Genomic DNA, 23,822 nt, shown 5'->3' on the forward strand with positions numbered 1-23,822 from the left:
GGTGCGGTCACCTCGTCCAGTAGCGGATGTTGCGGAAGCGGGCCTCGGCGCGGCCGGAACCGTGGTTGTACACGCCGTTCTTGAAGTAGCGGGTGGCGGGGCCCCGGTCGTCGACCGTCAGGACGAGGGAGTCGTCGAAGTAGACCTTGATGGTTCCAGTCCCGCTGCTCGCCTGGTGGGCGATCTTCACGTTGAACCATGTGTCGAACGCGTTCGTCTTGAGCACGGTGCCGTCGTAGCGCCGTACGGTGCCACCGCCCGTGTTGTAGGCGTTGAGCATGATGTCGGTGGCGGGGGTGCCGGAGGGGTGGACACCCCGCAGGATCTGGACGAAGGAGGCGCCGTCGGTTCCGGAGGGGAGGTAGACGTCGGCGTCCCACATGCGGTTGCCGGTCTTGTAGTCGTTCTTCCAGCGCATCTCGGTGCGCGGGTCTGTGGAGCTGTCCTCCTGGAACGGCTCGTCGGTGGCGTACACCCACATGCGATGGACGCCGCCGCTTTCGCTGTGCCGATCGCTGAGGTCGAGGTTCCAGGGCTTCTGCCAGCTGTACGTGAACGAGCTCTGGGTCCAGCCGTCGGTCGGGTCGGCGGCCGGCGCCGTGCCGGCGAACGCGGCCTTCGGCAGGGCGAGGGCGGCACCGCCGGCCAACAGGCCGGCCCCGGCCCGTAAGACGGATCTCCGGTTCATCGCGTGTCCTTTCCAGGTGAGGTAGTGGTGCTCGATCGTGCCGGCCGTCGCCTGGGGGACGCGGAGTCGTCGAAGTACCGGCAGGCTCTGGCCGGGGGTATGTCAGCGTCGCGCAGCGTCGAAGTCCACCACCGCGCCGAGGACGAACGCGAACGCAGGCAACCGCAATACATCGGAGGAGTCAAGGGCTTCGACCAAGGTTGTCGAGCGACTATGAAGACCACGGCGGGTCTACAAAGAGCTCTGCTTATTGACTCAATTCGTGACTCAGCGCCATGACCGTCCACGTCATTGACAGGTACACATAGCTTGCCTACGTTCGTAGATACACCCGATGTATCGAGGATCCGCCAGGCGCTCGCTTCGGAGCCCGCCAGCCGGCGCCGGTTCGGCACGCCTGGGCGGCGACGGCCGAGCGCGCACCCGATGCCCGCGTTCAAATTTGGCCATGCACGTCTCTTTCCCACCCCAGGGTAGCCATGGCATGCTCACGACCAACATAGCTATGAACGTTGTTCATCTACATGAACCCCTGTGGAGGAGCGAGCGGACATGAGCGAATCACCTGGGAGCGAAAACGGAGACGGGTACGCCGGCATCACGAGACGAGGCCTGCTGGGCAGCGCCGCGGTAGCGGCGGCCTACGCCATGGCGGGTGGCGCAACGGCCACTGCCGCGCCCGCCACACCGGGGCAAGTCCCGCACCTGTGGCGCGAGTTCACGCACACCCCCTACACCCACCCGCAGATCCCCTACATCGGCCGGGCGGGCTACCGAGGCGGGGCGGTGCTCTTCCCCCGCCGCCCCCGCCGGTTCGACGTACGGGCCTTCGGGGCCAGGCCCGACGGCACCACCGACTCGGCCCCCGCGATCAACCGTGCCATCGCCGCTGCCGGCAGGGCCGGTGGTGGCACGGTCTCCATCCCGTCCGGGACCTTCCGCATCGACGACATCGTTCGCGTCGGTCATTCGAACGTCGTCCTGCGCGGCGCCGGCAGCGGCCGCACGACGCTGTACGCGACGCGCAACCTCACCGAACTGATCGGCGTCTACGGCTCCCGCTACGGCGGCGACAAATCGTCCTGGTCCTGGGCGGGCGGCCTCATCTGGCTCGCACCAGAGGCCCGTTGGAACTCCCTCACCGCCGCGATCCGGGCGAAGGCATGGCCGTTCGAGGGATGGACCGGCAACCGGCGCGACGAATGGCGGCCGCTCACCGGTGTCGCCCCGGCCCGGCAGGGCTCCTGGACCGTGACGGTCACCGACCCCGCCGCACTGCGTCCCGGCGCTCTCGTCCTCCTCCGGCTCGCCGACGACCAGGGCCACACCCTGCTGGAGCACATGGCCGGCGGAGGGCCCGGCCCAGAGGCGTACTTCTGGGACGACAAGACGAAGCTGACCTCGTACGTCCCCTACGAGTGGCCGGTACGCATCACCGGCGTCCGTGGCCGGAAGGTCACGCTCGAACGCCCCCTCCCGCTCGACGTGCGGCCGGAGTGGAACCCTCAACTCACCACCCACGTACCGGAGCTGACGGGCTCGGGCGTCGAGGGGCTGACCCTGGAGGCCGTGGAGACACCCCAGCAGCAGCACCTTCTGGACAAGGGGTACAACGGCGTCGCCCTGCAGTGCGCCTACGACTGCTGGGTGGACGACGTGACGGTCCGTCATGTCGACAACGGCTTCGGACTGGTGGCCGCGTCCGCCTGCACCCTGCGCCGGACACGGGTCGCGGGCCGTGGCTCCCATCATCCCTACTTCTGCCGCGAGGGGTCCCACGACAACCTCATCGAGGACTTCGCCATCGACGAGCGCACCAGCCCCGCGGCACCCAACACCCAACTGCACGGCATCAACGTCGAGGGTCTGTCCTCGTACAACGTGTGGTCGCGCGGTGACATGCGGATGGGTACCTTCGACAGCCACCGCGGGATGCCCTTCGCCAACGTCCGCACCGACATCACCGTGAACAACAACGGACGTCACGGTGGTGACGCGAGCGCGGGTCCCCTGTTCGGCGCCCGCTTCACGCACTGGAACATCCGCGTCACCAACGGCCGAGCGGGCCTGATGAAGATCGACACTCTGGCCCCCTACTCCGCCACCGTCGGCGTCAACGAGGTCACCGAGTTCGACCAGATCGACGTCCCCGACTTCACGGGCGATCTGCACACGCGGCTGGAACTGTACGGCAGCCCTGGCGCGGTACGGCCGCGCAACCTGCACGAGGCCCAGCGCGAGCTGTAGGCCGCGACAGAAGGCGACGAACGAGGCATCCAGCCACCGGCCCCGCCGGTGTTGAGTGCGCCTCCTGCCGACCGTTCTCACCTCCCGCGCGTAGCCGCCGTCGGGACATCTGGCCGTGCTCGAAGAACCGTAGCCACGCGCCACTCCTGAATTCACATACATGATCGGAGCTGACCTATGAGCGCTCGCCCCCGCCTGGGTGTCCTCCTGGCGGCCTTGGCCGCGTTCACCGCCGCCGCCGTACCCGCCGCCTCGGCGAAAGTGGCGCACCCAGTGCCCAAGGCCCCGCACACCGCCGTCCTCGACGGCACCCGCCTGCAGCAGACGAAGATCCGTCTGGACCGAGGCGACCCACAACTCCGGCGAACCGCCAAGGCGTTGACGGCCCGTGCCGACAAGTGGCTGAACCAGGGCCCCTGGACGGTCGTCGACAAACCCAGGCCGGCACCCGGTGGCGACGTCCACGACTACCTCAGCCAGGCCCCGTACTGGTGGCCCTCCACGCCGCCGACCTCCGACAACCCGTGGGGCTGCCCGTATGTGCAGCGCGACGGAGAGCGCAACCCGGAGGTCGACACCGGAACCGATCGCCAGGACGTCGAGAAGGTCTTCGACTCCGCATACGACCTGTCCCTGGCCTGGTACTACACCGGCGAGAAGCGGTACGCCGTGAAGGCCGGCCAGATCCTGCGCACCTGGTTCCTCGATCCGGCCACGAAGATGAACCCGAACCTGAACCACGCGCAGTTCATCCCCTGCAAATACGACGGCCGGGCCATCGGCATCATCGACTTCTCACAGTCGTACACCAGCGTCCTGGACGCGCTCGCCATCCTGGACACCGGCGCCGCCGGCTGGACCAGGACGGACCGCACCGGCATGGCACAGTGGAACACCGACTTCCTCGACTGGCTCAAGAACAGCGACTTCGGCAAGCAGGAAGGCGCCGCCGCGAACAACCACGGCACCTTCTACGACATGCAGGTCGCCGCCCTCGCCTACGCGACCGGTGACAAGGACCTGGCCCGCCGTACCGTCCTGAGCGCGCGGAGCACACGCATCGCCCCGCAGATCGCCGCCGACGGCAGCCAGCCCCAAGAGCTGGCCCGGACCCGCAGTTGGCACTACTCGACCTTCGACCTGGTCGCCTACACCCGGCTGGCGGCCATCGGCGGGCACGTAGGCGTGAACCTGTGGAAGTACCGGGGCCCGGACGGGCAGAGCCTGTTCAAAGCGGTGGACTACCTGCTGCCTGCCGCGACCGGAGCCGCCGCCTGGCCGCATCCCGAGCTCGAGTTCTACCGGTATGCGGCCACTGACGTGGTCCACGCTGCCGCCGACGCGGGCGACAGGCAGGCACAGAGGGCGGTCCCCTCACTCCAGGAGCCGCCGGGCGGCGATCTGTGGGCCCTGCGCCCCGCGGCGGAACAACTGGACTCCATCGCGGGCTGACGCCGGACCGCGGAACAGAAGCGAGGGCCGGGCGGCTGGAGTGATCTCCGGCCGCCCGGCCCCTTCCCGTGTCAGGGCCTGATCGTCAGCCAGTCGAGCGCGGCGACCCGTGTCTTGCCCTTCGCCACGATGTAGAGGTCGTGCGCGCCGGTGACCTCACGCTTCAGGGTCACGGACTGCTCCTGCCAGCCCCCGGAACCCGCGACGGGCACCACGCCGGCCAGCGGTCCGTCCGGCGCGTCCAGGCGCAGCTGGAGCGAGCAACCCCGTGTGCCCCCTGTGCAGGCGGAGTCGAGGCGTGCGGTGAGGTGCTTTCCGCGGATGTTCGCCTTGCGGAAGGCCACCCAGTCGCCTGAGCCGAGGACCCCGGTGGCCGCCGTGCCCCGCTCCACCCCTCGTACGCTCGTGGCCTTTTCGGCCTGGAGCGTCGAGGCGGCGTCGGGCCCGTCGCCGTACAGCCGGATGTCGTTGACGACCCAGGGCGTGGGCCCGCTCGTGGTGAGCGTGATCCGTATGTAGCGGGCGGTGGTCTGCCGCGGGAACACCGCGTCCTGGGTGAAGGACCGGCCGGAGACCCGGGCGAGCGGCTCGCCGAACTGCGTGCCGTCGCGGCTGACGGAGGCGGAGAAGCCGTACGGCTGCTGGCCGCCGGTGTCGCGGCCCGCGTCGAGGGAGAGCCGGTTGAACGTCTTGCTCTCGCCCAGGTCGACGGTCAGGGACTGGCCGGCGGCCTGCGGTGCGGCGCCCGTCCAGCGGGTGTTGATGTCGCCGTCGACGGTGGCGGCGGCGTCGGTTCCGTCGCTCGCGGTGGCGCTCCAGTTGCCGTGCCGCACTCGCTGCTGGCAGCCCGGCAGGTCGCAGCCGGTCGACCAGATGGGAGCGCCGTACTCGTAGGCGCCCTGGTCGGGGGCCCTGCCCAGGGTGTCGGTGGTGATCCCGTCGACCACCTCGCCCGCGTCGATGGCGGGCGACCCGGGCGTCAGCCACAGCTCGCCGTTGACGGCGTCCGTGTAGCCGGGCTTGTCGCTGATCAGGTTGGAGCGGACCACCGGCAGCGGGTTCCCGGTCTGCGACGCGGTGACCGGCTTGGGTCCGATGATGTTGCTCAAGTACGAGCCGGACGCGTCCGTCGCGCCGCCGAGGGCGGACGAGGCGGTACCGATGCCCACGCCGTAGCTGGAGTTGTGGTCCTCGTTGGCGATGCTGGGGCCGGTGTGGCCGTTGAAGTAGACGCCCCGGGCGCCCGTGTTCCAGGCGACGTTGTGGTGCAGCCGGAAGTGGCCGGAGTAGTTGTCGACGTAGTAGCCGTTCTGGCCGCTGGAGTCGTGCGCGGTGTTGTGGTCGATGGAGCTTCCGGTGCCGTTCAGGTAGCAGCACACGTAGAAGGGTGAACCGTCGCGGGACGTGCGCATCGCCTCGGAGATGTCGTTGTAGGCGATGCGGTTGTCGCGGTACTCGGTGCCGTTGATCTGGTAGGCGGTGTCGATGGACGCCCGTCCGGTGCGCCGGATCGTGTTGTGGGTGACCGTGTGGCCGTTGCCGTTGATCTCGATACCGGGCGTGTAGCTGCCCATCCAGCCGACGTCGTGGATGTAGTTGTTGGTGACGGTGTTGCCGGCGCCGCGCACCAGGACGCCGTCACCGGCCGACTGCGCGATCTCGCTGTTCTTCAGGGTGTTGCCGGTGCCGAGGATCTGGACGCCGGAGTCGAGGATGCGGGAGGCGACGATGTGGCCCTCGGCCGGCTCGATCGCGAGATCGCTGTCCGGCGGCATGGGCAGGGTGGAGTACTCGGAGATGTACGTGGCGTGCAGTCGGTCGACCACAACGCCCGTACTGGACTTGCCCGTTCGCAGCGAAGTGCCCCACAGGTCCAGGCCCCGCACGGTGACGTACGAGCTCTCGCTCAGGTCGACGCCCCACAGCCGGTGCTTGGCGGTCACCGTGTGTCCGGCGATGCCGCCCTTCGGGGGGACCAGGTAGAGCCGGTGCGCGGTTTTGTCGTAGTACCACTCCCCCGGCTGGTCGAGGGCGGCCTTCGACCCGACGAGGTAGTAGTTGCGGTAGGGCTGGTTGCCCATGCACAGCGGCGTGCAGCGGTAGTTGCCGCCCTTGAAGTCCAGCTTGCCGGGCGCCGAGGCCGTGGCCGTGCCGGTCTGCTGGGCCCAGGGGTTGGAGCCCGCCCACAGATGCACGGTGGCGCCGGTCCAGTCGGCGTCGGGCAGGTCGGTGTCGTCGATGTGCTGGTCGGTGGAGGTGGTGTCGGCCTCGGCCCAGGTGATGTTCAGCGGATCGGCGCCGGAGTTGGGCCAACGGCCCTCCGCGGCACGGGTGTTGTCGAGGAACACCGCGTTGAAGTCGGGGTCGGGTGGCAGGTCGGTGTCGGCGGCGATCAGTCCGCCCCCCGCGTCCTTCCAGCCGGTCACCTTTTCGGTCCCGTCGACGGTCACCGGGCCGTCACCGTAGGCGGCGATCGTGATCGGGGCGCCCTCGGTGCCGGAGGGCGGGGTGACCTGCTCGCGGTAGGTGCCCTTGTGGATCAGGCAGGTGTCGCCGGGGCGGACGCGGTCGAGGCAGGCGCCGATGGTGCGCAGGGGGCTTGCCTGGGTGCCGTGTGCGTGATCGCTGCCCCGGGGGGCGACGTGGTAGGTGTGGCCGGACTGCGCCGCCTGCGCCTGGACCGGGAAGGTCAGCAGCGCGGTCACGGCGGCCAGTACGGACAGGTGTTTGAGTCTGATGTCCCGTCGTCTCATGTCCTGTCTCCAGTCGTCGGATGTGCGGTGGTGGGCGGGTGCGCGGTGGTTGAGGGGTGTGCGGTGGTCGAGAGGTATGCGGTGGTCGGGGGCGTTCGCCAGGCCGTCTCGGCTTCCTCGATTCCGCCTGGGGCGCCGAGCACGGCGCACCTCAACCAGTGCTCGCCGGGCAGGAGTTGATCCACGAGTACGGGCAGCGTGGTGCGTCGGGCGAGGACGTTCGTGCCGGGCAGGCAGTCGACGACCGCGCCCTCACGTCGGCCGTCGAGGTCTCGCAGTCCGGTGAGTCCCGCGGGAGCCGACACCCGTGCGTGTCCCGGCCCCGTCTCGCGGTCCGTGCCCGCGTCCCGGTCGACGGCGAACCCGCCCTCGGCGGTGCGCAGGGCGCGAGCGGTGCGGATGCGGTGGGCGCGCACATGCCAGGGCGCGGCGGCCGTCAGCCAGGTGGTGATCTCCACGTCGGGCCACGGGTGCCAGGTGCTGAGGACCGTGTCGGCGGTGACGTAGGACGCGGTCGGCTCCTCGCGCACCCGGTAGTGCGCCCCGTCGTCGTCGCTGAGCGCCAGCATCGAGTCGTACGCGCCCTGTTCGAGCCCCAGCGTGCCGTTCGGCAGGCTGAAGCCGAAGCGGGTCGAGTAGGCGAACTTGGCGTACTTCTCGGCGCCGTGGCGCACCCAGGGGTGGTGCTGGCGCCCGGCGAGCAGGGTGACGTCGCCGGAGTTCCGCATGAGTACCGCCCCGGCGTGCGGCTGGGCGCTGACGGCGGGCAGTGCGGGAGCCGGCTCCTCCTTGGCGGTCCAGAACGCGTGCTGGGCGGGCAACGCGAGCGGCAGACATGCCTTGAGTGACCAGTAGGGCGAGCCCGGCGCGTTGTACTGCTCGGCCAGCGCGGGCTGCGGATAGCCGTACCCGATGGACAGCAGCCCGTCGGGCCCGGTCACCGGCCGCCCGCGCCACCAGCGCAGATGCCGCAGCAGATACCCCTTGACCTCGCCCCACGGCAGGACGTCGACGCCCGCGAACGGCAGCGCGCCCCAGAAGGCGGCCTGCGCCCAGCGGTAGGTGAGGCTGCGGCCGTACGGGACGGCGGCGCCGTCGTCGGCGAACCAGTGCCGGAAGTCGCCGGCGAACCGGGCCGCCCGTTCCTTGAAGCGGTCGCCGCCCGTGAGCGTGTCGTACAGCAGCCCGTAGAAGTGCATGGCCCACGGGACGTAGTAGTCGCGGCGTTCGGTGGGTCCGTCCGCGTACCAGCCGTCGCCGAGCCAGAAGGTCTCCAGGCGGTCGAGGCGGGCGGTGATCAGCAAGCGGTCGTACGGCACCCCCACCCGGTCGAGACCGAGGCTGACCAGCACCGGGAAGAAGAGCCAGTTGTTGTCGGTGGTCTCCCGGTGCAGCGCACTGAGCAGCCAGCGTGCGAGCCGGTCGCGTTCGGGGCCGCTCAGTGGGTCCCACCACTGTTCGGGGGCCAGGGCGAGGGCGAAGCCGATGGCGGCCATCTCCACGATGCGCTGGTCGTGGTCGACCGGCTCGCCCCAGTACTCGGGGTGCGTGGGATCGCTGCCGTGGGCGAGTCCCTCGGCCCACAACTCGGTGTGTGGAACGGCCTGTCCACCCGCCGCGAGAGGCGCGAGTCCCCACAGCGGCCGGGCGAACGCCTCCAGTTCGGCGGCCGTGTCGTCGTGGATCGCGGTGTTGACGCCGAGCCGTACGCGGGCCCGGCCCGCACTGAAGCGGGACGCCACGGGCTCGGTCAATTCCCTTACCCAGGAGGCGAGTTCGGTACGTGAGTCGTCCATCAGACCTGCTCCGTCCGGCAGTCCCTCTCCGTCCATCAGCCCTGCTCCCTCCGTGAGCTGTCCGTCCATGAGCGGTCCTCCGTCCATCAGCCCTTCTCCGCCCCGGCCAGCAGCCCGGTGCGCAGGAAGCGCTGGGCGAGGACGAAACCGATCAGCAGCGGCGCGCAGGCCACGAGCCCGGCCAGGGCCGCCTCCGGCTGGTGGATGTCGAGGTCGGCGAAGCCGCTGGAGTTGTTGACCGCGCCGGTGGACTGCAGCAGGGACATCAGGCCGAGTTGGAGGGTGAAGGTGCGGTCGTCGGAGAGCATCACGAAGGGCAGGAAGAAGTCGGTCCAGCAGCGCACGAAGCCGAAGAAGGCGATCAGCGCGATGGCGGGGCGGGCCAGCGGCACCGCGACCGACCAGAACAGCCGAAGTTCGCTCGCCCCGTCGACGCGTCCGGCGTCCAGCAGGCTGTCGGGGAGGTTCGCCTGGAAGTGCAGGAAGGCCAGGTAGACCCCGAAGGGGTAGAAGGACAGCGGCAGGATCACCGACCAGACCGTGCCGGTGAGATCGAGTGCCGACATCTCCAGGTACAGCGGGAGCACCAGCGCCGCAGGGGGCAGGATCATCGTCACGATCGACAGGGTGAGCAGTGCCCGACGGCCGGCGAAGTCGTGTTTGGCGAGCGCATAGCCGGCGGGCACGCACAGCAGGAGGGCAAGGGCCACGCTGGCCGCCGCGTAGACGATCGAGTTGCCGATCCACAGGGTGATCTCGCCGTCGTTGTACGACGTCAGGTGCGACCAGGCGTCGCCCACGTTGCCCAGTGAACCGAAGCCGAGCGGTGAGCCGGTGGTCAGGTCGTCGGCCGTGCGGGTGGGGGCGAGCAGCAGCCAGAGCAGGGGCAGTCCGAAGAAGACGGCCGCGCCCAGCAGGAACAGGGCGCGGGCGCCGCGTGACAGAGCGGTCATCGCCTCACTCACCGGGAGTCGGAGGAGTCGGTGGCGTACATACGAGTACGGGTGATCACGATCCAGGCGGCCAGCACGCCGACCGCGAGCATGGCCAGCGACAGCGCGGCGGCCTTGCCGAAGTCGCCGTCCTGGGTGGCATAGGTGTAGGCGAGCTGGTTGACGGACCAGGTGGGGCTGATCTGGCCGGGGGCGCCGGTGGACAGCACGGTGGGATCGACGAACACCTGGCTGCCGGAGGCGAAACTGGAGATCAACACGAAGGCGACGTACGTGCGGACCATCGGCAGCTTGACGTGCCACATGGTCCGCCAGGCCGAGGCGCCGTCGACCTGTGCGGCTTCCAGGACGTCCTTCGGGAGCGCGTTGAGCGCCCCGTACAGGACCACGATCCAGCCGCCGGCGTGCACCGCGACGCCCATCACGGTGAGGACGGCGATGACGCTGCCACCGGACAGCGCGTCCGTGGCGCTCTTGACGTCCATCAGCTTGAGCAGGGGTGCGAACGGGCTGCTGTCCGGGCTGACCATGAACAGCCACAGCAGGGCCGCGGCGGAGCCGGTGACGGCGCCGGGCAGGTAGTAGACGAGTTGGAGCGCGCTCGTCGTGCGGCCGGGGCGGGCGTGCAGGGTGAAGGCGAGCGACAGGACGGTCAGCAGCAGGATCGGCAGCCACAGCAGCAGATACGTCGACACGTGGGCGGCGGCGTCGCCGAGCCGGTAGTCGTGGAACACGGCCGCCCAGTCACGCCCGCCGGAGAAGGAGCCGTTGTCGACGAACGAGGTCCACAGGGCGTATCCGGCGGGCGCGAGCCCGAAGAGCACGAGGAACACCGTGTAGGGACCCACGAGGATCCAGACGGCGGCGGTACCGGATGAACGGCGCCTGCCGCTGGACGTCACCGGCCGCGTGGCCGCGACCGCGGGCGGGCGGGGTGTCGTGAGCGTTTTCATCCGACCGTGTATCCGCTGGTCTTGGCCGCCGCCTCCAGCTTGTCCTGCCAACTGCCCAGAGAACTGCGGAGGTCGCCGCCGGAATCGACCGCCTTGACGACCGTGTCGTTGAAGCTGCTCTGCCAGTCGGCCTCGAAGCGGACCGCGCCGAAGCCGGGGCGCAGTGCGTTCGCCGCCGCGGTGAGGGCGGGCATCGGGTCGGATGCGTAGTACGGGTCCTTCGACTTGGCCTCGCCCCACTTCTTCGCGGCTGCCGTGAAGGCGGGGTAGGTGGGCTGCTTCGCCTGGAGGTTCACGTCGGTGGTCATCCAGCGCACCAGGTCCGCGGCCTGTTCGGTACGCCCGCCCGCGTGCGCGGAGACGAGGAAGGCGCCGCCGCCGACCTGTCCGGCGAACGGCTTGTTCTCGCCGGGCCAGGTGGGCATGGGGGCGGCGGCGATCCGGCCCTTGGGCACCTTGAAGGCGGGTCCGAACATGAAGTCGCCGAACCAGGCCGGGGCCGGCAGCATCAGGATCTTGTCGCCCTTGCCGAACTTGGCGAAGCCCGGGTCGATGGGTACGACGGTGGTGACGGCCTTCTTGCGGGCGAGCGGCTGGAGCAGATCGGCGACCCGGGTGCAGTCCGGCCCGCCGAGGTCGATGTGGACCTCGGTGAGGCTGAGCGTGTCGCGGGTGGGGCAGCCGCTGCTGCCGAAGTAGATGCCGGCGCCGTACTTGCCGTTGACGGCTCCGACGATGGTGCCGGGGTGCTCCTCGGCCGCCTTCAGACCGGTCTGCCGGTACTCGGCCCAGGTCTTGGGGACCTGGTATCCGTATCGCTTCATCAGTGTGGCGTCGTACCAGAGGACGGTGGGGGCGATGTCGTTGCGCAGGCAGTACGTCTTGCCGCCGAAGGTGCAGGTGTCGAGGGAGCCGGGGGTGAAGCCGTCCCGGACCGACTTCGGGACGAGGTCGTCGAGCGGGGCCGCGTAGCCGAACTTCTGACTCGCGAGCGTCGCCGCCTCGGCCGGGTTGGCCAGGAAGGCGACGTCGGGCCAGCCGCTCTTGGTGCGGTTGGCGAGCGAGATCTTGGTGGGCACGTAGCCCGCGTCGGGCGGGATGGTGACGATGCGCATCTTCACGTCGGGGTGGGCCTTCTCGTACTGCTGGGCCGCGGGCATCCGGGTGTTGTCCACCCAGACCAACAGCTCGCCCTTCGCGTCGCCCGAACCGCCGCCACCACCGGTTCCTCCGCAACCGCAGAGCACCAGAGCCGCGGCCGCGGCCAGGGAAGCCGCCGCACGCCATCTCTTCATGAGGACCACCTTTTCGCCGAGGAGCCTTACTCCAGGACCGTGGATTGCGATAGTTTTCGCAAAACTCGACCGCCCGGCAACGTAGGAGATTCATCCGATGACGTCAACGGTTCGGACAGGATCAGGTGAGGCGAGACGGCGCACCCTGGCCGAAATCGCCGATCAGGCAGGCGTATCAGTGTCCACCGTCTCCAAGGTGTTGCACAACAGGTCCGATGTCTCGGCGGAGACGCGGGCCAAGGTGCAGCGGCTGCTGGAACACCACGGCTACCTGGCGAAACATCGCCCCGCGGCCACGGCGGCGCCGCCCGGCGGACTGATCGACTTCGTCATCAACGAACTGGACAGCCCCTGGGCGGTCGAGCTGATCCGGGGCGCGGAGGACGTCCTGCACGACGCCGGCATGGGACTGGTCGTCTCCTCCACCCACGGCCGGACCAGACGCGCCCGTCAGTGGCTGGACTCGCTGGCCACCCGCTCCACCCGCGGAGCGATTCTCGTGGTGCCCGAACTGACGCCCCGGCAGCACGAGGAGCTGAGCCGGCTCGGCATTCCCTACGCGCTGGTGGCGCCGATCGACGAGCCCGCGCCGGGCACGCCGTGGGTGGGCGCGACCAACTGGCCCGGCGGACTGGCCGCGACCCGCCACCTCATCGAGCTGGGCCACCGGCGCATCGCGATCATCAGCGGCCCGGAGCGCCGGCTCACCTCTCGGGCGCGGGTCGACGGCTACCGCTCGGCACTCGCGGAGGCCGATCTGCCCTTCGACCCCGAGCTGGTGCGCTACGGCGACTTCACCCATGGCCTGGCCCACCAACACGCCCTGGAACTCCTGGCGTTGCCCGAGCGTCCGACGGCCATCTTCGCCGGCAGCGACCACCAGGCGCTGGGCACCTACCGGGCCGCCGCCGAACTGGGCCTGCGCATCCCGGCCGACGTCAGCGTGGTCGGCTTCGATGACCTGCCCTTCGCGGACTGGGTCACCCCGCGCCTGACGACGATCCGCACTCCCCTTGCCGACATGACCGCGCTCGCGGCCCGGATGGTGCTCCGGCTGCTGTCCGGGGAGCAACCGGAGACGACGCGGGTGGAGGTGGCGACGGAACTGGTGGTCAGGGAGAGCAGTGGAGCCCCTCCCGCCCGCGACGACAAGGCGTAGCCGCGGGCCAGAGGAGACAGCGTCCGGGTTCCTCAGAGGTGAGGGCTCACGCCGGACATCAGGCGGCCGACCGGGCTGAGCTCCTCGTGGCCGCCCTGCGAGCCCTGCGGCCGCAGGGCTCTGCCGAACCACTGCGGGCTACGGGACCGGAAACACCCGAAGCGTCGGCCTCGCCCTGGGACCTCAGTCAGGACCGGGCCGCGAGGGCCTCGACCTCGAACAGCACGTCAGGCGTAGCCAGACTCGCGACACCGATGAGGGTTTGCGTAGGCGGCTTGGTACCCCAACCCTCCTGCACGGCCCCGGCGATCGGACCGAGCTTGCTGACGTCATGGTTCACCACATACGTCCTGAGCTGGACGACGTGGCTGAGGTCGAGCCCATGGGCGGCAAGGGCGACGCCGATGTTGCGGAACGTCTGCTTCACCTGCTCGGTGAAGTCGGTCGAGACCACCGCCCCGTCTGGGCCCGATCCGTACTGACCTGCGACAAGCACTAATTCCGTACCTGCGGGGACGGTGGCGGTGTGGCTGTAGCCGAACGGGACCGGGTCGTGCAAACCGTCCGGATTGACAAGGGTGTGCGTCATGTGGAGCACCTCTCGTGTGCGGTGGGTGTTCGTCCCGCGGGCAAGCCTCCCAACGAATCACGACATCGCGTGTCACGTATTCCTGTAGCGTTTTCCCATGCGCGCCGACCGGTTGGTATCACTGGTGCTGCTGCTGCGGCAGCACGGTCGGCTGTCCGCGGCAGCGCTGGCCCGCGAGTTGGAGGTATCCACCCGCACCGTGCTGCGCGACATCGAGGCACTGTCCGCGGCCGGCGTCCCGGTCTACGCCGAACGCGGTCGGCACGGCGGTTTCGCGTTGCTGCCCGGTTTCCGGACCGAGCTCACCGGACTCAACCACGACGAGGCGCTTGCCCTGCTGGTCGCCGGATCGCGGCGCGGCGCGCAGGTATTCGGCCTCGGCCCGGCGCTGGCTTCGGCCATGCGCAAGGTGGTTGACGCGCTGCCCGAGAGCTATCGGGCCACCGCGGCCGGCGCGGTGCGGCGATTGCTCATCGACCCGGAGACCGACCTCCTCGCGCGCCGGCTGGTGGCCGAGGAGGTGCCCGACACGGTAGTGGCCGAGGTCCGGCGCGCGGTGTTCGCCGGACACAAGCTGCGCATCCACTACGCGGCCGTGGACCAGACCCCGAAGTGGCGCACGGTGGACCCGATCGGCCTGGTCACCGTGCACGACCAGGGCTACTTGCTGGCCACGAGGTCTGGCGCGGACCGCACCTACCGGCTGGCCCGGATCCTGGCCGCCGAGGAACTCGCCGAACCGGCACAGCGACCGGACCGGGTCGATCTTGACCGGGCCTGGCAGGAACGCAGCTCGCGGTTTCGGACCGGCGGCGACCAAGTCACCGTGCTGGTACGGGTGGACCCGGCGCGGCGGAAGGACCTGGTGGACACCGCGCTGGCCGTCGACGACGAGGAAACCGACGCAGACGGCCGGCTGCGGTTGGAGGCGACCTTCCAAGATCCGAGACACGCCGAATGGGCACTGTGGCACCTCGCCACGAACGCGGAGGCCCTGGCCCCGCAGTGGCTGCGCGACTCCCTGCACAACCGCGCCGCCGCGATCGCCACCCGCTACGGAGCGTCGCCCTGAGAGTTGTCGGCCGAGCTCGCCGGACTCCCCACTCATTGTGCTTCCGTCTGCACCACGCGGGTCAGGGTGCGGAAGCGGGACCGGGCGGCAGGTGGACCGTCATGATCAGAGTGCAGGTCGCGGTGCCGGAGCCGCGGTAGGTGTGAGGGGTGTCGCCGTCGAAGGTGGCGGTCTGTCCGGCTTCCACGGTGTGTTCGGTGCCGTCGACGATCAGGGCCATCCGGCCGGAGGTGACGCTGACGGTTTCCACGACCCCGGCCTGGTGGGGGTGGCTGGGGTATTCCTCGTCCGGTTCCAGGTGCCAGCGCCAGACCTCGACGGGGGCCGGGCCTGAGGTCGTCAGCATGAGCCGGGCCTCGCTGCCTCGGTCGCCGGTCCACAGTGGTGCCACGGTGTCGGCGGCCACGACGCGGACGCGGCCTTCGGGCGGTCCCTGCATCAGGGCGGAGACCGAGATGCCCAGGGTGTCGGCCAGCCGGACCAGGGTGGCCAGGTTGGGGTTGCCCTGGGCTTTCTCCAGTGCCACCAGGGCCCCCTTGCTGACCTGGGAGCGCCGGCTGAGTTCGTCCAGGGACAGGCCCGCCCGGGTGCGGGCCGCCCGGACGTTGTGCGCGACCGTCCGCAGGGCTGCGGCTGTCTCGACCATCTGATCTCCATCCTCGCCACCGACCACCACAATGCACCGCACGGTCGTTTGGTTGACATCGACCGGTCGTTGCGATGTACGGTGCAGTCGTTCCAATGATAAAGGATGCGCTGTGATCGCTCTGCTGCTGGCCCTGGGCAGCTCACTCGCCCATGGATGCGCCGACTTCCTCGGCGGCCTCGGCGCCCGTAAGGCTCACGTGCTGCGTACCGTGATGATCGCGGCCCCGGCTTCTCGCGTGGTCGAGCTGTTGTTGTGGCCGCTGCTCGGCGCCTCGTTCAGCACTGGCGCCCTTGGCTGGGGTGCGGCGTCCGGGGCGGCGCACCCCTCCGGTACGGCGCTGCTGCTCGCCCGCGGCGTGCTCGCCGAACGCATCCACCGAGACCAGCTCGTCGGCCTGGGCACCGCCGCCATCGCGGTCAGCCTCCTCGCCCTGACCTGAGCAGCCCGGTGTCCCCGCAGCCCAGTACGCCCAGTAGCCCCCACCCGATGACGCAAGGAGATCAGCATGTTGATCCAGCCCTGGGACGCCCGCCTCGACGAAGCCGAGTGGCAGACCTGGATCGCCGAGGGCCACGACTTCGGACAGCTCACGGTCAACGGCCTGCCCGGCCACCCACCCGTCGCCGTGCCCACCCACTTCACCAGCGACAAGACCCATCTCCTGATCCACCTCGCCCGGCCCAACCCGGTCTGGAAGGCGATCGAGCACGACGCGAACGTCCTCTTCACGGTCTTCGGTGACTACGCCTTCATCCCGGGCCCCTGGCGCGCGAAGGCCGGCACTCCACCCACCGACGGCGTCCCCACCAGCTACTACACAGCCGTCCAGTTCACCTGCCGCGCCCAGGTCGTCGACGACCCCGAGGCCAAGGCGGAACTGCTGCGCCGCCAGCTCGCCCACTTCCAGCCCGACGGCGATCACGCCCCTGTCGCCGTCGACCGGCCGCCCTACGGCCGGATGCTGCCCGGCATCCGCGGCCTGCGCCTGGAAGTCACCGACGTACAGGCCAAGTTCAAGTACGACGATCACAAGCCCGTGGAACACCGCACCGCGGTGGCCGACCACCTCGCCGCACGCGGCCAGGGCCTCGATGTGCCCACCTCACTCCAGCAGCGTCGCCGCCTGGACCGCATCGGTGACTGGAAGCCCTGACGCCCCACCCCATGACACCCCCAGCCCCAGCCCCACACGCCACCGCCCAGGTCCGGACACAGGAAACGGAAACCCCGCACATGCCCGCCTTCCGCCTCGCCACCGCCGTGGCAGACGCCTTCCCCGACACTCTCATCGCCCTGGTCACGGCCGACGGCCTGCGTGGCCGTGAGCCCTGGCCCCACACCACCGCAGCCCTGGAGGACCTGGAGCGGCAACTCGCCGACGCCACGTGGCACCCGGCCGACGAGACCGACCCCCGCATCGAGGCCTGGCACACCGCCTACCGCTCCTTCGGCACCAACCCCCGCCGCATCCGCCCCAGCGTCGACGCGCTCGGCCGACGCCTCGCCAAGAAGGGAAGCCTGCCCCGCATCAATCCGTCCGTCGACTCCTACAACGCCGTCTCCGTCCGGCACGGCCTGCCCGCCGGCGCCTTCGACCTCGACCACGTCACCGGCGACGTCGACATCCGATACGCGGACGGCGGCGAGGAGTTCACCCCGCTCGGCGAACCCGACACCGTCGAGAACCCCAAACCGGGCGAGATCATCTACGCGGACCCCACCGGCGTCCTGACCCGCCACTGGAACCACCGCGACGCCCACCGCACCCGCGTCACCGAGGACTCCGCACACGTCGCCTTCGTCCTCGAAACCCTCCGAGCCACCCACGACGACGACCTTCTCAAGGTCGCAGCGGAGGAACTGCAGGGCCTGCTCGCCCCGCACGCCTCACAGACCGCCGTGCACTACCTCAGCCCGGCCCATCTCCAGGCCCACACCTGAGACCTCCACTCGACTCGGAATGCACGGACGGCGGAGGGCCGGAGCCGCGGCTCGGGGGCCCAGTGGCCGACGGCCGGACGGCGTGCCGCACGGCACGAAGAAGCCTCGGACGCCGTCCTCAGCAGAGCTAATTACCGTCCTTCGGCTGCTCCTGGCCGCTTGAACCGGCCCCTGCGGGCAGGGCTCGTACGGCTCGGGCGACCTCCGCGCCGAGGTCGTCGAGGCTGTGGTCCGCGCCGAGGACCATGCGACGCAACTGGGGCATGGCGATGCTCCAGCTCGCCAGGGCCATGGTGAAGAACACCCGGGTACGCGCGTCGGCGCCCTGCCCGCCGGATTCGGCGGCGTCGATCTTGTCCTGGTAGTGGCGGGTGCGGGCCTCTTCCGCCGGGACGGGCCGGTCACCGATCTCCAGTGCCTCCCACATCACCAGGCGCAGGGCCTCGGGGTGGGCGCGGTGGTAGTCGAATAGGCGCTCGGCATAGCCGGGGAGGTCGCCGCTGGGCGGTACGGCCTCGGCCAGGTCGGCCAGCACGCTTTCCAGAACGACGGCGAAGAGCTTGTTCTTGTCGCCGAAGTAGTCATAGATCGCACGCTTGTTGGCCTTGGCCTGGGCGGCGATACGATCCACCCGCGCACCGGCGACCCCATGAGCGGCGAACTCCGTGGTGGCCGCCGCGAGGATGCGTTCTTTGGTCGCCGCCGAGTCGTATGCCATGCACCCCAGAGTAACGAACCGGTTCGTTTGGTGACCTCCTCAACGACCGACATGCCCGGATCCGTGGGACCCGAATCCCCACCCTCGTCGGGTTGCCCGCAGGACCGCGTGGCGCCCACGGACGACCGCGACGGCAGCGACGGCAGCGACGGCAGCGACGGCAGCGACGGCATTCTCAACCGGTGAGAGACGACCTTCCGGTGGCTTCCGCACCGACGTCCGGGGCGCCCAGCGCACGGGAGACACCACGTGCCGCCGTCCGCACCACCGGCACCACGGACGAGATCCCCGCCTCGTTGGGGACGATCACCGCCAGCGCGGCCACCACTTCGCCGCATGCGTCGCGCACCGGCGCCGCGATGCCGAGCGCGTCCGGATGCACGTACCCCGGGCAGTACGCGTAGCCCTGCCGGCGGACCTCGGCCAGCACGGCCCGCAGTCGCGCAGCGGTGGCGGGGGTGTTCGGGGTGTGGCGCCGCAGGGGCCCGTCCAGCACCCGCTCCCGCAGGGCGGCGGGGCCGTGGGCGAGCAGGACCAGGCCGCTGGAGGAGGCGTGCAGCGGCAGACGGCCCGCGACGCGGGTGTAGTTGATGACGGCGCCCGGTGCCGTCAGCCGCTCCAGGAACAGCACCTCGTCGCCGTCCAGCACGCCGAGTTGCACGTGGTGGCCGACGACGTCGTGGACGCCCTCCATGAACGGCATGGCCGCGTTGCGCAGCGAGAGGGAGGGCGAGGCCCGGGTGGCCAGCTCCCACAGACGCATGCCGATCCGTACCCGGCGGTCGGCGTCCCGGGCCAGGAACCCGTACGAGACCAGCTCGGCCACCAGCCGCGACGCGGTCGCCACGTGCAGCCCCGTACGCCGGGAGATCTCCGAGACGGTCAGAGCCGGCTCCTCCGGCGTGAACGCCTCGAAGATCCGCACGGCCCTCGCCAGAACCGACTCACCGTTCTGTGTCCTCACCTCGCCATCATCGAGTTCCTTCGTGGCACGTCAAGCCCGCGGTTCGTCCGGGCAGCGGGCCCCGTCCGCACGAGAAGGCCACGGAACGCCCCAGGTCCGAGCCACCTCGACGCATGAACACAGAGGGTTGGCGCGGGACGCCCGGAACGCGGGTGCCGTCTACGGCGTTGCCGTCGTCTTCCGGCTGGGCGGCGTGGCGGTGAGGGGCGCGGCGGGGCCATTGCGGCGGCCGGTCAGGTAGGCGCCGAGGGCGAGGATCGCGGCCATCGCGACGAGAGCGCATACGGCACCCCAGCCCAGCTGGGTGTAGGCGCGCGTGCCGAGCCAGGAGCCGGCGCCGGCGCCGACGAAGCCGCACGTCATGTACCCCGTGTTGAGGCGGCTGCGGGCCTCGGGGCGCAGGGCGAAGATGCGGGCCTGGTTGGCCACCTGGCCGCACTGGACGGCCACGTCGATCAGCAGCAACCCCGCGGCGAGGCCGACGATTCCGGCCGGACCGCCCGCGAGGCCCGTCAGGAGGAAGGCGACTGAGGCGAGGGCGAGCACAATGCACCACAGGTTGACGCGGTCGGCGCCGTACCGGTCGACCCAGCGGCCGGCCCCGGGCGCCAGGAACATGCTGGCCGCGCCGATCAGCGCGAGCAGACCGACCGCCTGGGTACCCATGCCGTAGCGAGGGCCCGTGAGCAGCAGGGCGACAGCGGTCCAGGCCGCGCTGAACGCCCCGAAGACAGTGACCTGGAAGTAGATCGAGCGCCGCAGCCGCGGCTCGTGGAGCAGTAGCCGAAGCGTGTCGGCGAGCAGGGTGGGATAGCGGTCGCGCACCGTCGGGACGCTGTGTGGCAGAGCGAAACCGAGGGCGAGGGCGAGTATTCCGGTGAGCACGGCCGCCACCAGGTACGGGGCACGCCAGCCGAGGTTCTCGCCCAGTACTCCGCCGAAGGTGCGGGCCAGCAGGATGCCACCGATCAACCCGGCCTGCAGAGTGCCGGTGACAGCGCCCCGGCGCTCTGGCTCGACCAGGCCCGCGGCCATGGGCAGCAGGATCTGCGGGACCACGGTGGCCACACCGACGACAGCACCGGCGACGAGGAGCGGACCGATGGCCGGGGCGAGACCGGCCGCGAGGAGGGCGAGCGCGGTCACGGCCAGCAGCACGGTGATCAGCGGCCGGCGGGACAGCCGGTCTCCGAGCGGCACCAGCAGGAAGATACCGACGGCGTAGCCGAGCTGTGTGACGGTGGTCAGAACGGCCGCGGTGCCCTGTCCGACACCGAAACCATGGGCGATCAACGGCGTGATCGCCTGCGGAAAGTACACGTTGGCCACGGCGACGCCGCACGCCAGTGCCATGACCAGGGGCAGCCTGCCGCTCAGACCCGCCGGGGCCGGTGGGGCCGACTCTGCGGTGCGGGGCACAGCGGAACTCCAATCAAACGAACTAGATGGTTCGCATTGAGGCTGCCATGACGTATTGCACCTGTCAAACGAACCAGTTCGTTCGAACTCAACCTCATGAGGGCCACCGCGCTGCCCTCGCGTTCCCCTTCTGGCCCCAGCGGGAGTGTCTGCGCGTCGAGGTCACCCGGCGTTGAAGCGGTACCTGCCTGCCCGGGCTCGGTAGACGGCGTAGGCGGCGCCGCCCGAATAGTCGTTCCGGACGAAGGCGGCACCCCGAGGTACGGTGACGGGCTTGTCCCGGGTGGGGACCCAGATCTCGGCCTCCGTGTTGTACGGAATCCGCACCACGAGGTCGATCCCGCCGTCCGCGCGGCGGTGCCATTCCGAGGACACCTTGCCGCGGACCGTGTCGATCGAGGCGCTGACGTGGTCGAGCGTCGCGGGCGACAGGTCGGTCTCCTCGACGCTCGTCGGGACCCGGCTGTTTACCGCGGCCGCGGGGATGTACGGGCGGATGCGCAGCGACTCGTAGGCGGTCGAGGTCGGCCTGATGCCGGCCAGGCTCTGGTAGAACCAGGTGGCCACGTTGGAACGGTAGTGGTGGTCGACCGAGAGCCGGTCGGTCCACTGCTCCCACAGCGAGGTGGCGCCCTTTGCGATCTGGTGGACGTAGCCGGGGGTGCCGGTCTGGGTGACGGCCTTGAGGGCGACGTCCGTGTAGCCGTACTCGCTGAGGATGTTGAACTCATAGCGCGAGCCGTACATGTCGTTCTGGATGTGCTGGTCCGCCGCCATGATCCGGTCGGCGAGCAGCTTCGCGAGCGCCTTCTTGTTCTCCGCGACCGTCTTCGCACCGGCCAGGTAGCGGGGGTCGTCGGCGCCTGGGTCCGAGCCCGGCACCAGGTCGAAGGCGATGGCCAGGGTGTTCTCGCTGGAGATGCTGCCCTGGGTGAAGTGCCCCTGTGCGGCGTCCCAGTAGTTGGCGATGAACGCCTTGCGGAGGGTCCGCGCCAACGTCGCGTAGTGGGCGGCGCGTTCGGTGCGGCCGAGCCTGCGGCCCACCTCGTCCATGTAGTCGCAGAAGTGGATGTAGAAGGCGAGGCTGATGACGGCGTTGCTGCCGGGACTCTCCGCGCCGGAGTACGCGCCGAGGGAGGCTTCGAAGGTGTAGTCGTTCTCGGCGGTGAACAGCGTCTCGTAGTACGTCAGGAGTGTGTTCTGGTGGTCGTAGAGCTCGGCGAACAGGCTGCTGTTGCCGTAGTACGTGTACAGCTCCCTCGGGATGACGAAGTACGCCGAGTCCCAGGCCGGCACCGCCTTCCACGCGGCGTTCCAGCCCGGGGTGTGGTCGTAGCCGTAACCGCCCTTGGCGATGGGGACGAACATGGGGAGCTGGCCGGTGGAGATCTGGGTGTCGGGGAAGTGGCGCAGGTAGTTGGTGAGGACCGCGTTGACGTCCCAGGTGAGGGACTCGGACTCGGAGCTGGCCATGGCGTCTCCGGTCCAGCCGTTCTTCTCCCGTGACGGAGTGTCGGTGGGCTTCTGCACCAGGTTGTTCCTCTCGGCCCACTCCAGGTTGCGCTGCAGGCGGTTGATCAGGTCGTTGTCCGTGGTGAAGGTGCCGGTACGGGCGAACCCGGAGCGGGCGACGCCGACGGTCAGCACGTCCGCGTCCCGGGTGAGGTCGGGGGCTCGTCCGAGGACCGTCTCCAGGTTCATCACCTCCAGGTAGCGGAAACCGAAGTGGCTGAACTGCTGCTCCCAGGTCTGCGTCGACCGCCCGCTGAGGGTGTAGTAGTGCGTCTGAAGGTTGGCGTCGTGCTGGAAGTTCTCCTCCTCGACCGAGAGCGGGGAGGCGGTCGTGCCGTCACCGGCGACGATCCGGTTTCCGCCACGGATGCGCAGGGTCAGACCTTCCCGGGCGGGGCCTGTACCGGTGAGCGCCAGGCGAACGAAGCCTGTCAGGATCTGGCCGTAGTCCAGGACCCAGGTTCCCGAACCGGGAGCGGTCTCGGTGATCGAGATCGGGCGCAGTGTCCGGTCGACCAGGACCGGCTCCGCCTCGTGGGCGCGCAGGACGGCGGGCTTGAAGCCGTCGGGGACCGTCGTGGCGGGAAGCGCGCCGTGGTATTTGGGTGAGGGCGAGGAGCAACTGCCGGGCGGGATCAGGACGGTGGCCGGTCGCCAGTCGCGGCCGGTGCGGTAGCCGGGTGCGCGCCAGTGTCCCAACTGGTCCGCTCGCCGGGCGTCGTACTTCTCGCCCGAGTAGACGGAGTCGAACATCGTGGGCCCGTCCGTGCTGAGCCAGTCCTGGTCGCTGACGAGTGTGGTGGCGGAGCCGTCGGTGCAGGTGACGACGAGCTTCGCGCGCAGGCGGGGCTGGCCGGCGTAGGGGGCGAGCTGCCAGTACCACTCCTGGGGGGTCGTCACGCCGTACCAGCCGCGACCGAGTTCGGCGGCGAGCACGTTCTGCCCTCCGGCCTCCAGCAGCGCGGTGACGTCGAAGGTGTCGTACAGGACCGTGCGGTCGTAGGTGCTCTGGTCGGTGAGCAGCCGGGGCACGTTGGTCCGGTGACGGTCCGCCTGCTTGCCGTCGACGGTGATCGGGTCACCGTTGACGGTGAACGAGACGTTGCCTGCGGCGCTCAGGTACAACCGGGCCTTGGCGATCCGGCGCCCGCGGGGCAGGGTGAACGCGCGGCGCAGCACCGGGGCCGGGTTGGCGATCGGCAGCACGCTGTTCTTGGACGGGATGAAGGGGTTCTTCGGCGGGAAGGTCAGGCCGGCGAGGGTGCCGATGCCGTTCTCGAACGGGTTGGCGCCCGTGGTCAGGTCGACGGAGAAGTCGGGGGCGCCGGTGCCGGTCACCTTGACGCTGCGCACGGTGGCGGAGGTGCCGCCGCCGAAGCCGAAGCTTCCGTGGCGGCGGATCTGGTCGCCCGCGAGGGTGCGGCTGTCGACCTCGACGCCGTTCACGGTGGTGGTGACGGTGAGCCCGTGGGCGGCGACTTTCACGGTGTGGTCGCGGGTGCCCCAGGTGTCCTTGGTCAGCCCTGTGGAGAGGGGGAGGGTGACCGCGCCGACGGGGACACTACGGGTGCCCGGGGTGGTGGGGTTGGTCTCGCTCTGCTGGTCGTAGTGGTCGACGCCCCAGTTCGGCTCGGAAGTGCCGTCGTCCACCCAGGTGTTGCC

The 23,822-nt window shown here is 70.0% G+C and carries 19 protein-coding genes and 1 pseudogene; 8 read left to right on the plus strand and 12 right to left on the minus strand.

The genetic code is table 11. The features are described 5' to 3' along the window. Window positions 1-7: 7 nt before the first annotated feature. Window positions 8-688, minus strand: coding sequence for a polysaccharide lyase family 7 protein (locus tag OHA64_RS03720; RefSeq protein WP_405607716.1), 681 nt, complete (start codon window positions 686-688; stop codon window positions 8-10). A 552-nt stretch (window positions 689-1,240) separates the two neighbouring features. Between OHA64_RS03720 and OHA64_RS03725 the strand changes: the two genes are divergently transcribed. Together OHA64_RS03725 and OHA64_RS03730 are read left to right on the plus strand one after the other, a co-directional pair. Beyond that, window positions 1,241-2,935: a glycosyl hydrolase family 28-related protein gene (locus OHA64_RS03725; protein ID WP_405607719.1), complete on the plus strand. Its 1,695-nt coding sequence runs from the start codon at window positions 1,241-1,243 to the stop codon at window positions 2,933-2,935. 177 nt (window positions 2,936-3,112) lie between these two features. Then, entirely contained in the window at window positions 3,113-4,387 is a 1,275-nt protein-coding gene (locus tag OHA64_RS03730; RefSeq protein WP_405607722.1) for an alginate lyase family protein, read from the plus strand. 71 nt (window positions 4,388-4,458) lie between these two features. Here the strand turns inward: OHA64_RS03730 and OHA64_RS03735 are convergent, their stop codons facing one another. The 5 genes from OHA64_RS03735 to OHA64_RS03755 are packed head-to-tail and all read right to left on the minus strand — an operon-like array spanning window position 4,459 to window position 12,137. After that, a complete protein-coding gene (locus tag OHA64_RS03735; protein ID WP_405607725.1) occupies window positions 4,459-7,140 on the minus strand; it encodes a discoidin domain-containing protein in 2,682 nt (893 codons plus the stop codon). Then, window positions 7,137-9,005: a DUF2264 domain-containing protein gene (locus OHA64_RS03740; protein ID WP_405607728.1), complete on the minus strand. Its 1,869-nt coding sequence runs from the start codon at window positions 9,003-9,005 to the stop codon at window positions 7,137-7,139. The genes OHA64_RS03735 and OHA64_RS03740 overlap by 4 nt, the downstream gene beginning before the upstream one ends. A gap of 17 nt (window positions 9,006-9,022) precedes the next feature. Beyond that, window positions 9,023-9,889, minus strand: coding sequence for a carbohydrate ABC transporter permease (locus OHA64_RS03745; protein ID WP_405607731.1), 867 nt, complete (start codon window positions 9,887-9,889; stop codon window positions 9,023-9,025). A gap of 8 nt (window positions 9,890-9,897) precedes the next feature. Further along, entirely contained in the window at window positions 9,898-10,842 is a 945-nt protein-coding gene (locus OHA64_RS03750; RefSeq protein WP_405607734.1) for a carbohydrate ABC transporter permease, read from the minus strand. Then, on the minus strand, window positions 10,839-12,137 hold the full coding sequence (locus OHA64_RS03755; RefSeq protein ID WP_405607737.1) for an ABC transporter substrate-binding protein: 1,299 nt from the start codon (window positions 12,135-12,137) through the stop codon (window positions 10,839-10,841). The genes OHA64_RS03750 and OHA64_RS03755 overlap by 4 nt, the downstream gene beginning before the upstream one ends. Before the next feature lie 97 nt (window positions 12,138-12,234). Between OHA64_RS03755 and OHA64_RS03760 the strand changes: the two genes are divergently transcribed. Continuing rightward, the gene (locus OHA64_RS03760; RefSeq protein WP_405607740.1) at window positions 12,235-13,296 is read left to right on the plus strand and encodes a LacI family DNA-binding transcriptional regulator; all 1,062 of its coding nucleotides are present in this window, start codon (window positions 12,235-12,237) and stop codon (window positions 13,294-13,296) included. Between the two features lie 187 nt (window positions 13,297-13,483). Here the strand turns inward: OHA64_RS03760 and OHA64_RS03765 are convergent, their stop codons facing one another. Then, entirely contained in the window at window positions 13,484-13,885 is a 402-nt protein-coding gene (locus tag OHA64_RS03765) for a RidA family protein (RefSeq protein ID WP_405607743.1), read from the minus strand. 97 nt (window positions 13,886-13,982) lie between these two features. Here OHA64_RS03765 and OHA64_RS03770 point away from each other — a divergent pair, with 97 nt between their 5' ends. Next, on the plus strand, window positions 13,983-14,957 hold the full coding sequence (locus OHA64_RS03770) for a helix-turn-helix transcriptional regulator (RefSeq protein WP_405607746.1): 975 nt from the start codon (window positions 13,983-13,985) through the stop codon (window positions 14,955-14,957). Window positions 14,958-15,018: 61 nt separating this feature from the next. On the opposite strand, the gene OHA64_RS03775 is transcribed toward OHA64_RS03770, so the two are convergent. Then, complete coding sequence (locus tag OHA64_RS03775; RefSeq protein ID WP_405607749.1) at window positions 15,019-15,603, minus strand: helix-turn-helix domain-containing protein; 585 nt, start codon at window positions 15,601-15,603, stop codon at window positions 15,019-15,021. Between the two features lie 112 nt (window positions 15,604-15,715). Between OHA64_RS03775 and OHA64_RS03780 the strand changes: the two are divergent. The 3 genes and pseudogenes from OHA64_RS03780 to OHA64_RS03790 all read left to right on the plus strand — a co-directional run. Next, window positions 15,716-15,926 (plus strand): annotated as a pseudogene (locus OHA64_RS03780) (EamA family transporter); the annotation flags it as partial. Between the two features lie 185 nt (window positions 15,927-16,111). Next, window positions 16,112-16,759: an FMN-binding negative transcriptional regulator gene (locus tag OHA64_RS03785; protein WP_405607752.1), complete on the plus strand. Its 648-nt coding sequence runs from the start codon at window positions 16,112-16,114 to the stop codon at window positions 16,757-16,759. Between the two features lie 80 nt (window positions 16,760-16,839). Beyond that, entirely contained in the window at window positions 16,840-17,547 is a 708-nt protein-coding gene (locus tag OHA64_RS03790; protein ID WP_405607755.1) for a B3/4 domain-containing protein, read from the plus strand. 127 nt (window positions 17,548-17,674) lie between these two features. Here the strand turns inward: OHA64_RS03790 and OHA64_RS03795 are convergent, their stop codons facing one another. Further along, entirely contained in the window at window positions 17,675-18,265 is a 591-nt protein-coding gene (locus OHA64_RS03795; RefSeq protein WP_405607758.1) for a TetR family transcriptional regulator, read from the minus strand. A 63-nt stretch (window positions 18,266-18,328) separates the two neighbouring features. Here OHA64_RS03795 and OHA64_RS03800 point away from each other — a divergent pair, with 63 nt between their 5' ends. Next, window positions 18,329-18,451: a hypothetical protein gene (locus OHA64_RS03800; RefSeq protein ID WP_405607761.1), complete on the plus strand. Its 123-nt coding sequence runs from the start codon at window positions 18,329-18,331 to the stop codon at window positions 18,449-18,451. On the opposite strand, the gene OHA64_RS03805 is transcribed toward OHA64_RS03800, so the two are convergent. The 3 genes from OHA64_RS03805 to OHA64_RS03815 all read right to left on the minus strand — a co-directional run bounded on the left by OHA64_RS03805 (window position 18,441) and on the right by OHA64_RS03815 (window position 23,810). Further along, entirely contained in the window at window positions 18,441-19,229 is a 789-nt protein-coding gene (locus OHA64_RS03805) for an IclR family transcriptional regulator (RefSeq protein WP_405607764.1), read from the minus strand. The two genes, OHA64_RS03800 and OHA64_RS03805, sit on opposite strands and share 11 nt — an antisense overlap. Before the next feature lie 159 nt (window positions 19,230-19,388). Further along, window positions 19,389-20,648: an MFS transporter gene (locus OHA64_RS03810; protein WP_405607767.1), complete on the minus strand. Its 1,260-nt coding sequence runs from the start codon at window positions 20,646-20,648 to the stop codon at window positions 19,389-19,391. Between the two features lie 162 nt (window positions 20,649-20,810). After that, a complete protein-coding gene (locus OHA64_RS03815) occupies window positions 20,811-23,810 on the minus strand; it encodes a family 78 glycoside hydrolase catalytic domain (RefSeq protein WP_405607770.1) in 3,000 nt (999 codons plus the stop codon). Window positions 23,811-23,822: the final 12 nt, after the last annotated feature.

Source organism: Streptomyces sp. NBC_00076, assembly GCF_045041235.1.
In the GTDB taxonomy this organism is placed as follows: Bacteria; Actinomycetota; Actinomycetes; order Streptomycetales; family Streptomycetaceae; genus Streptomyces.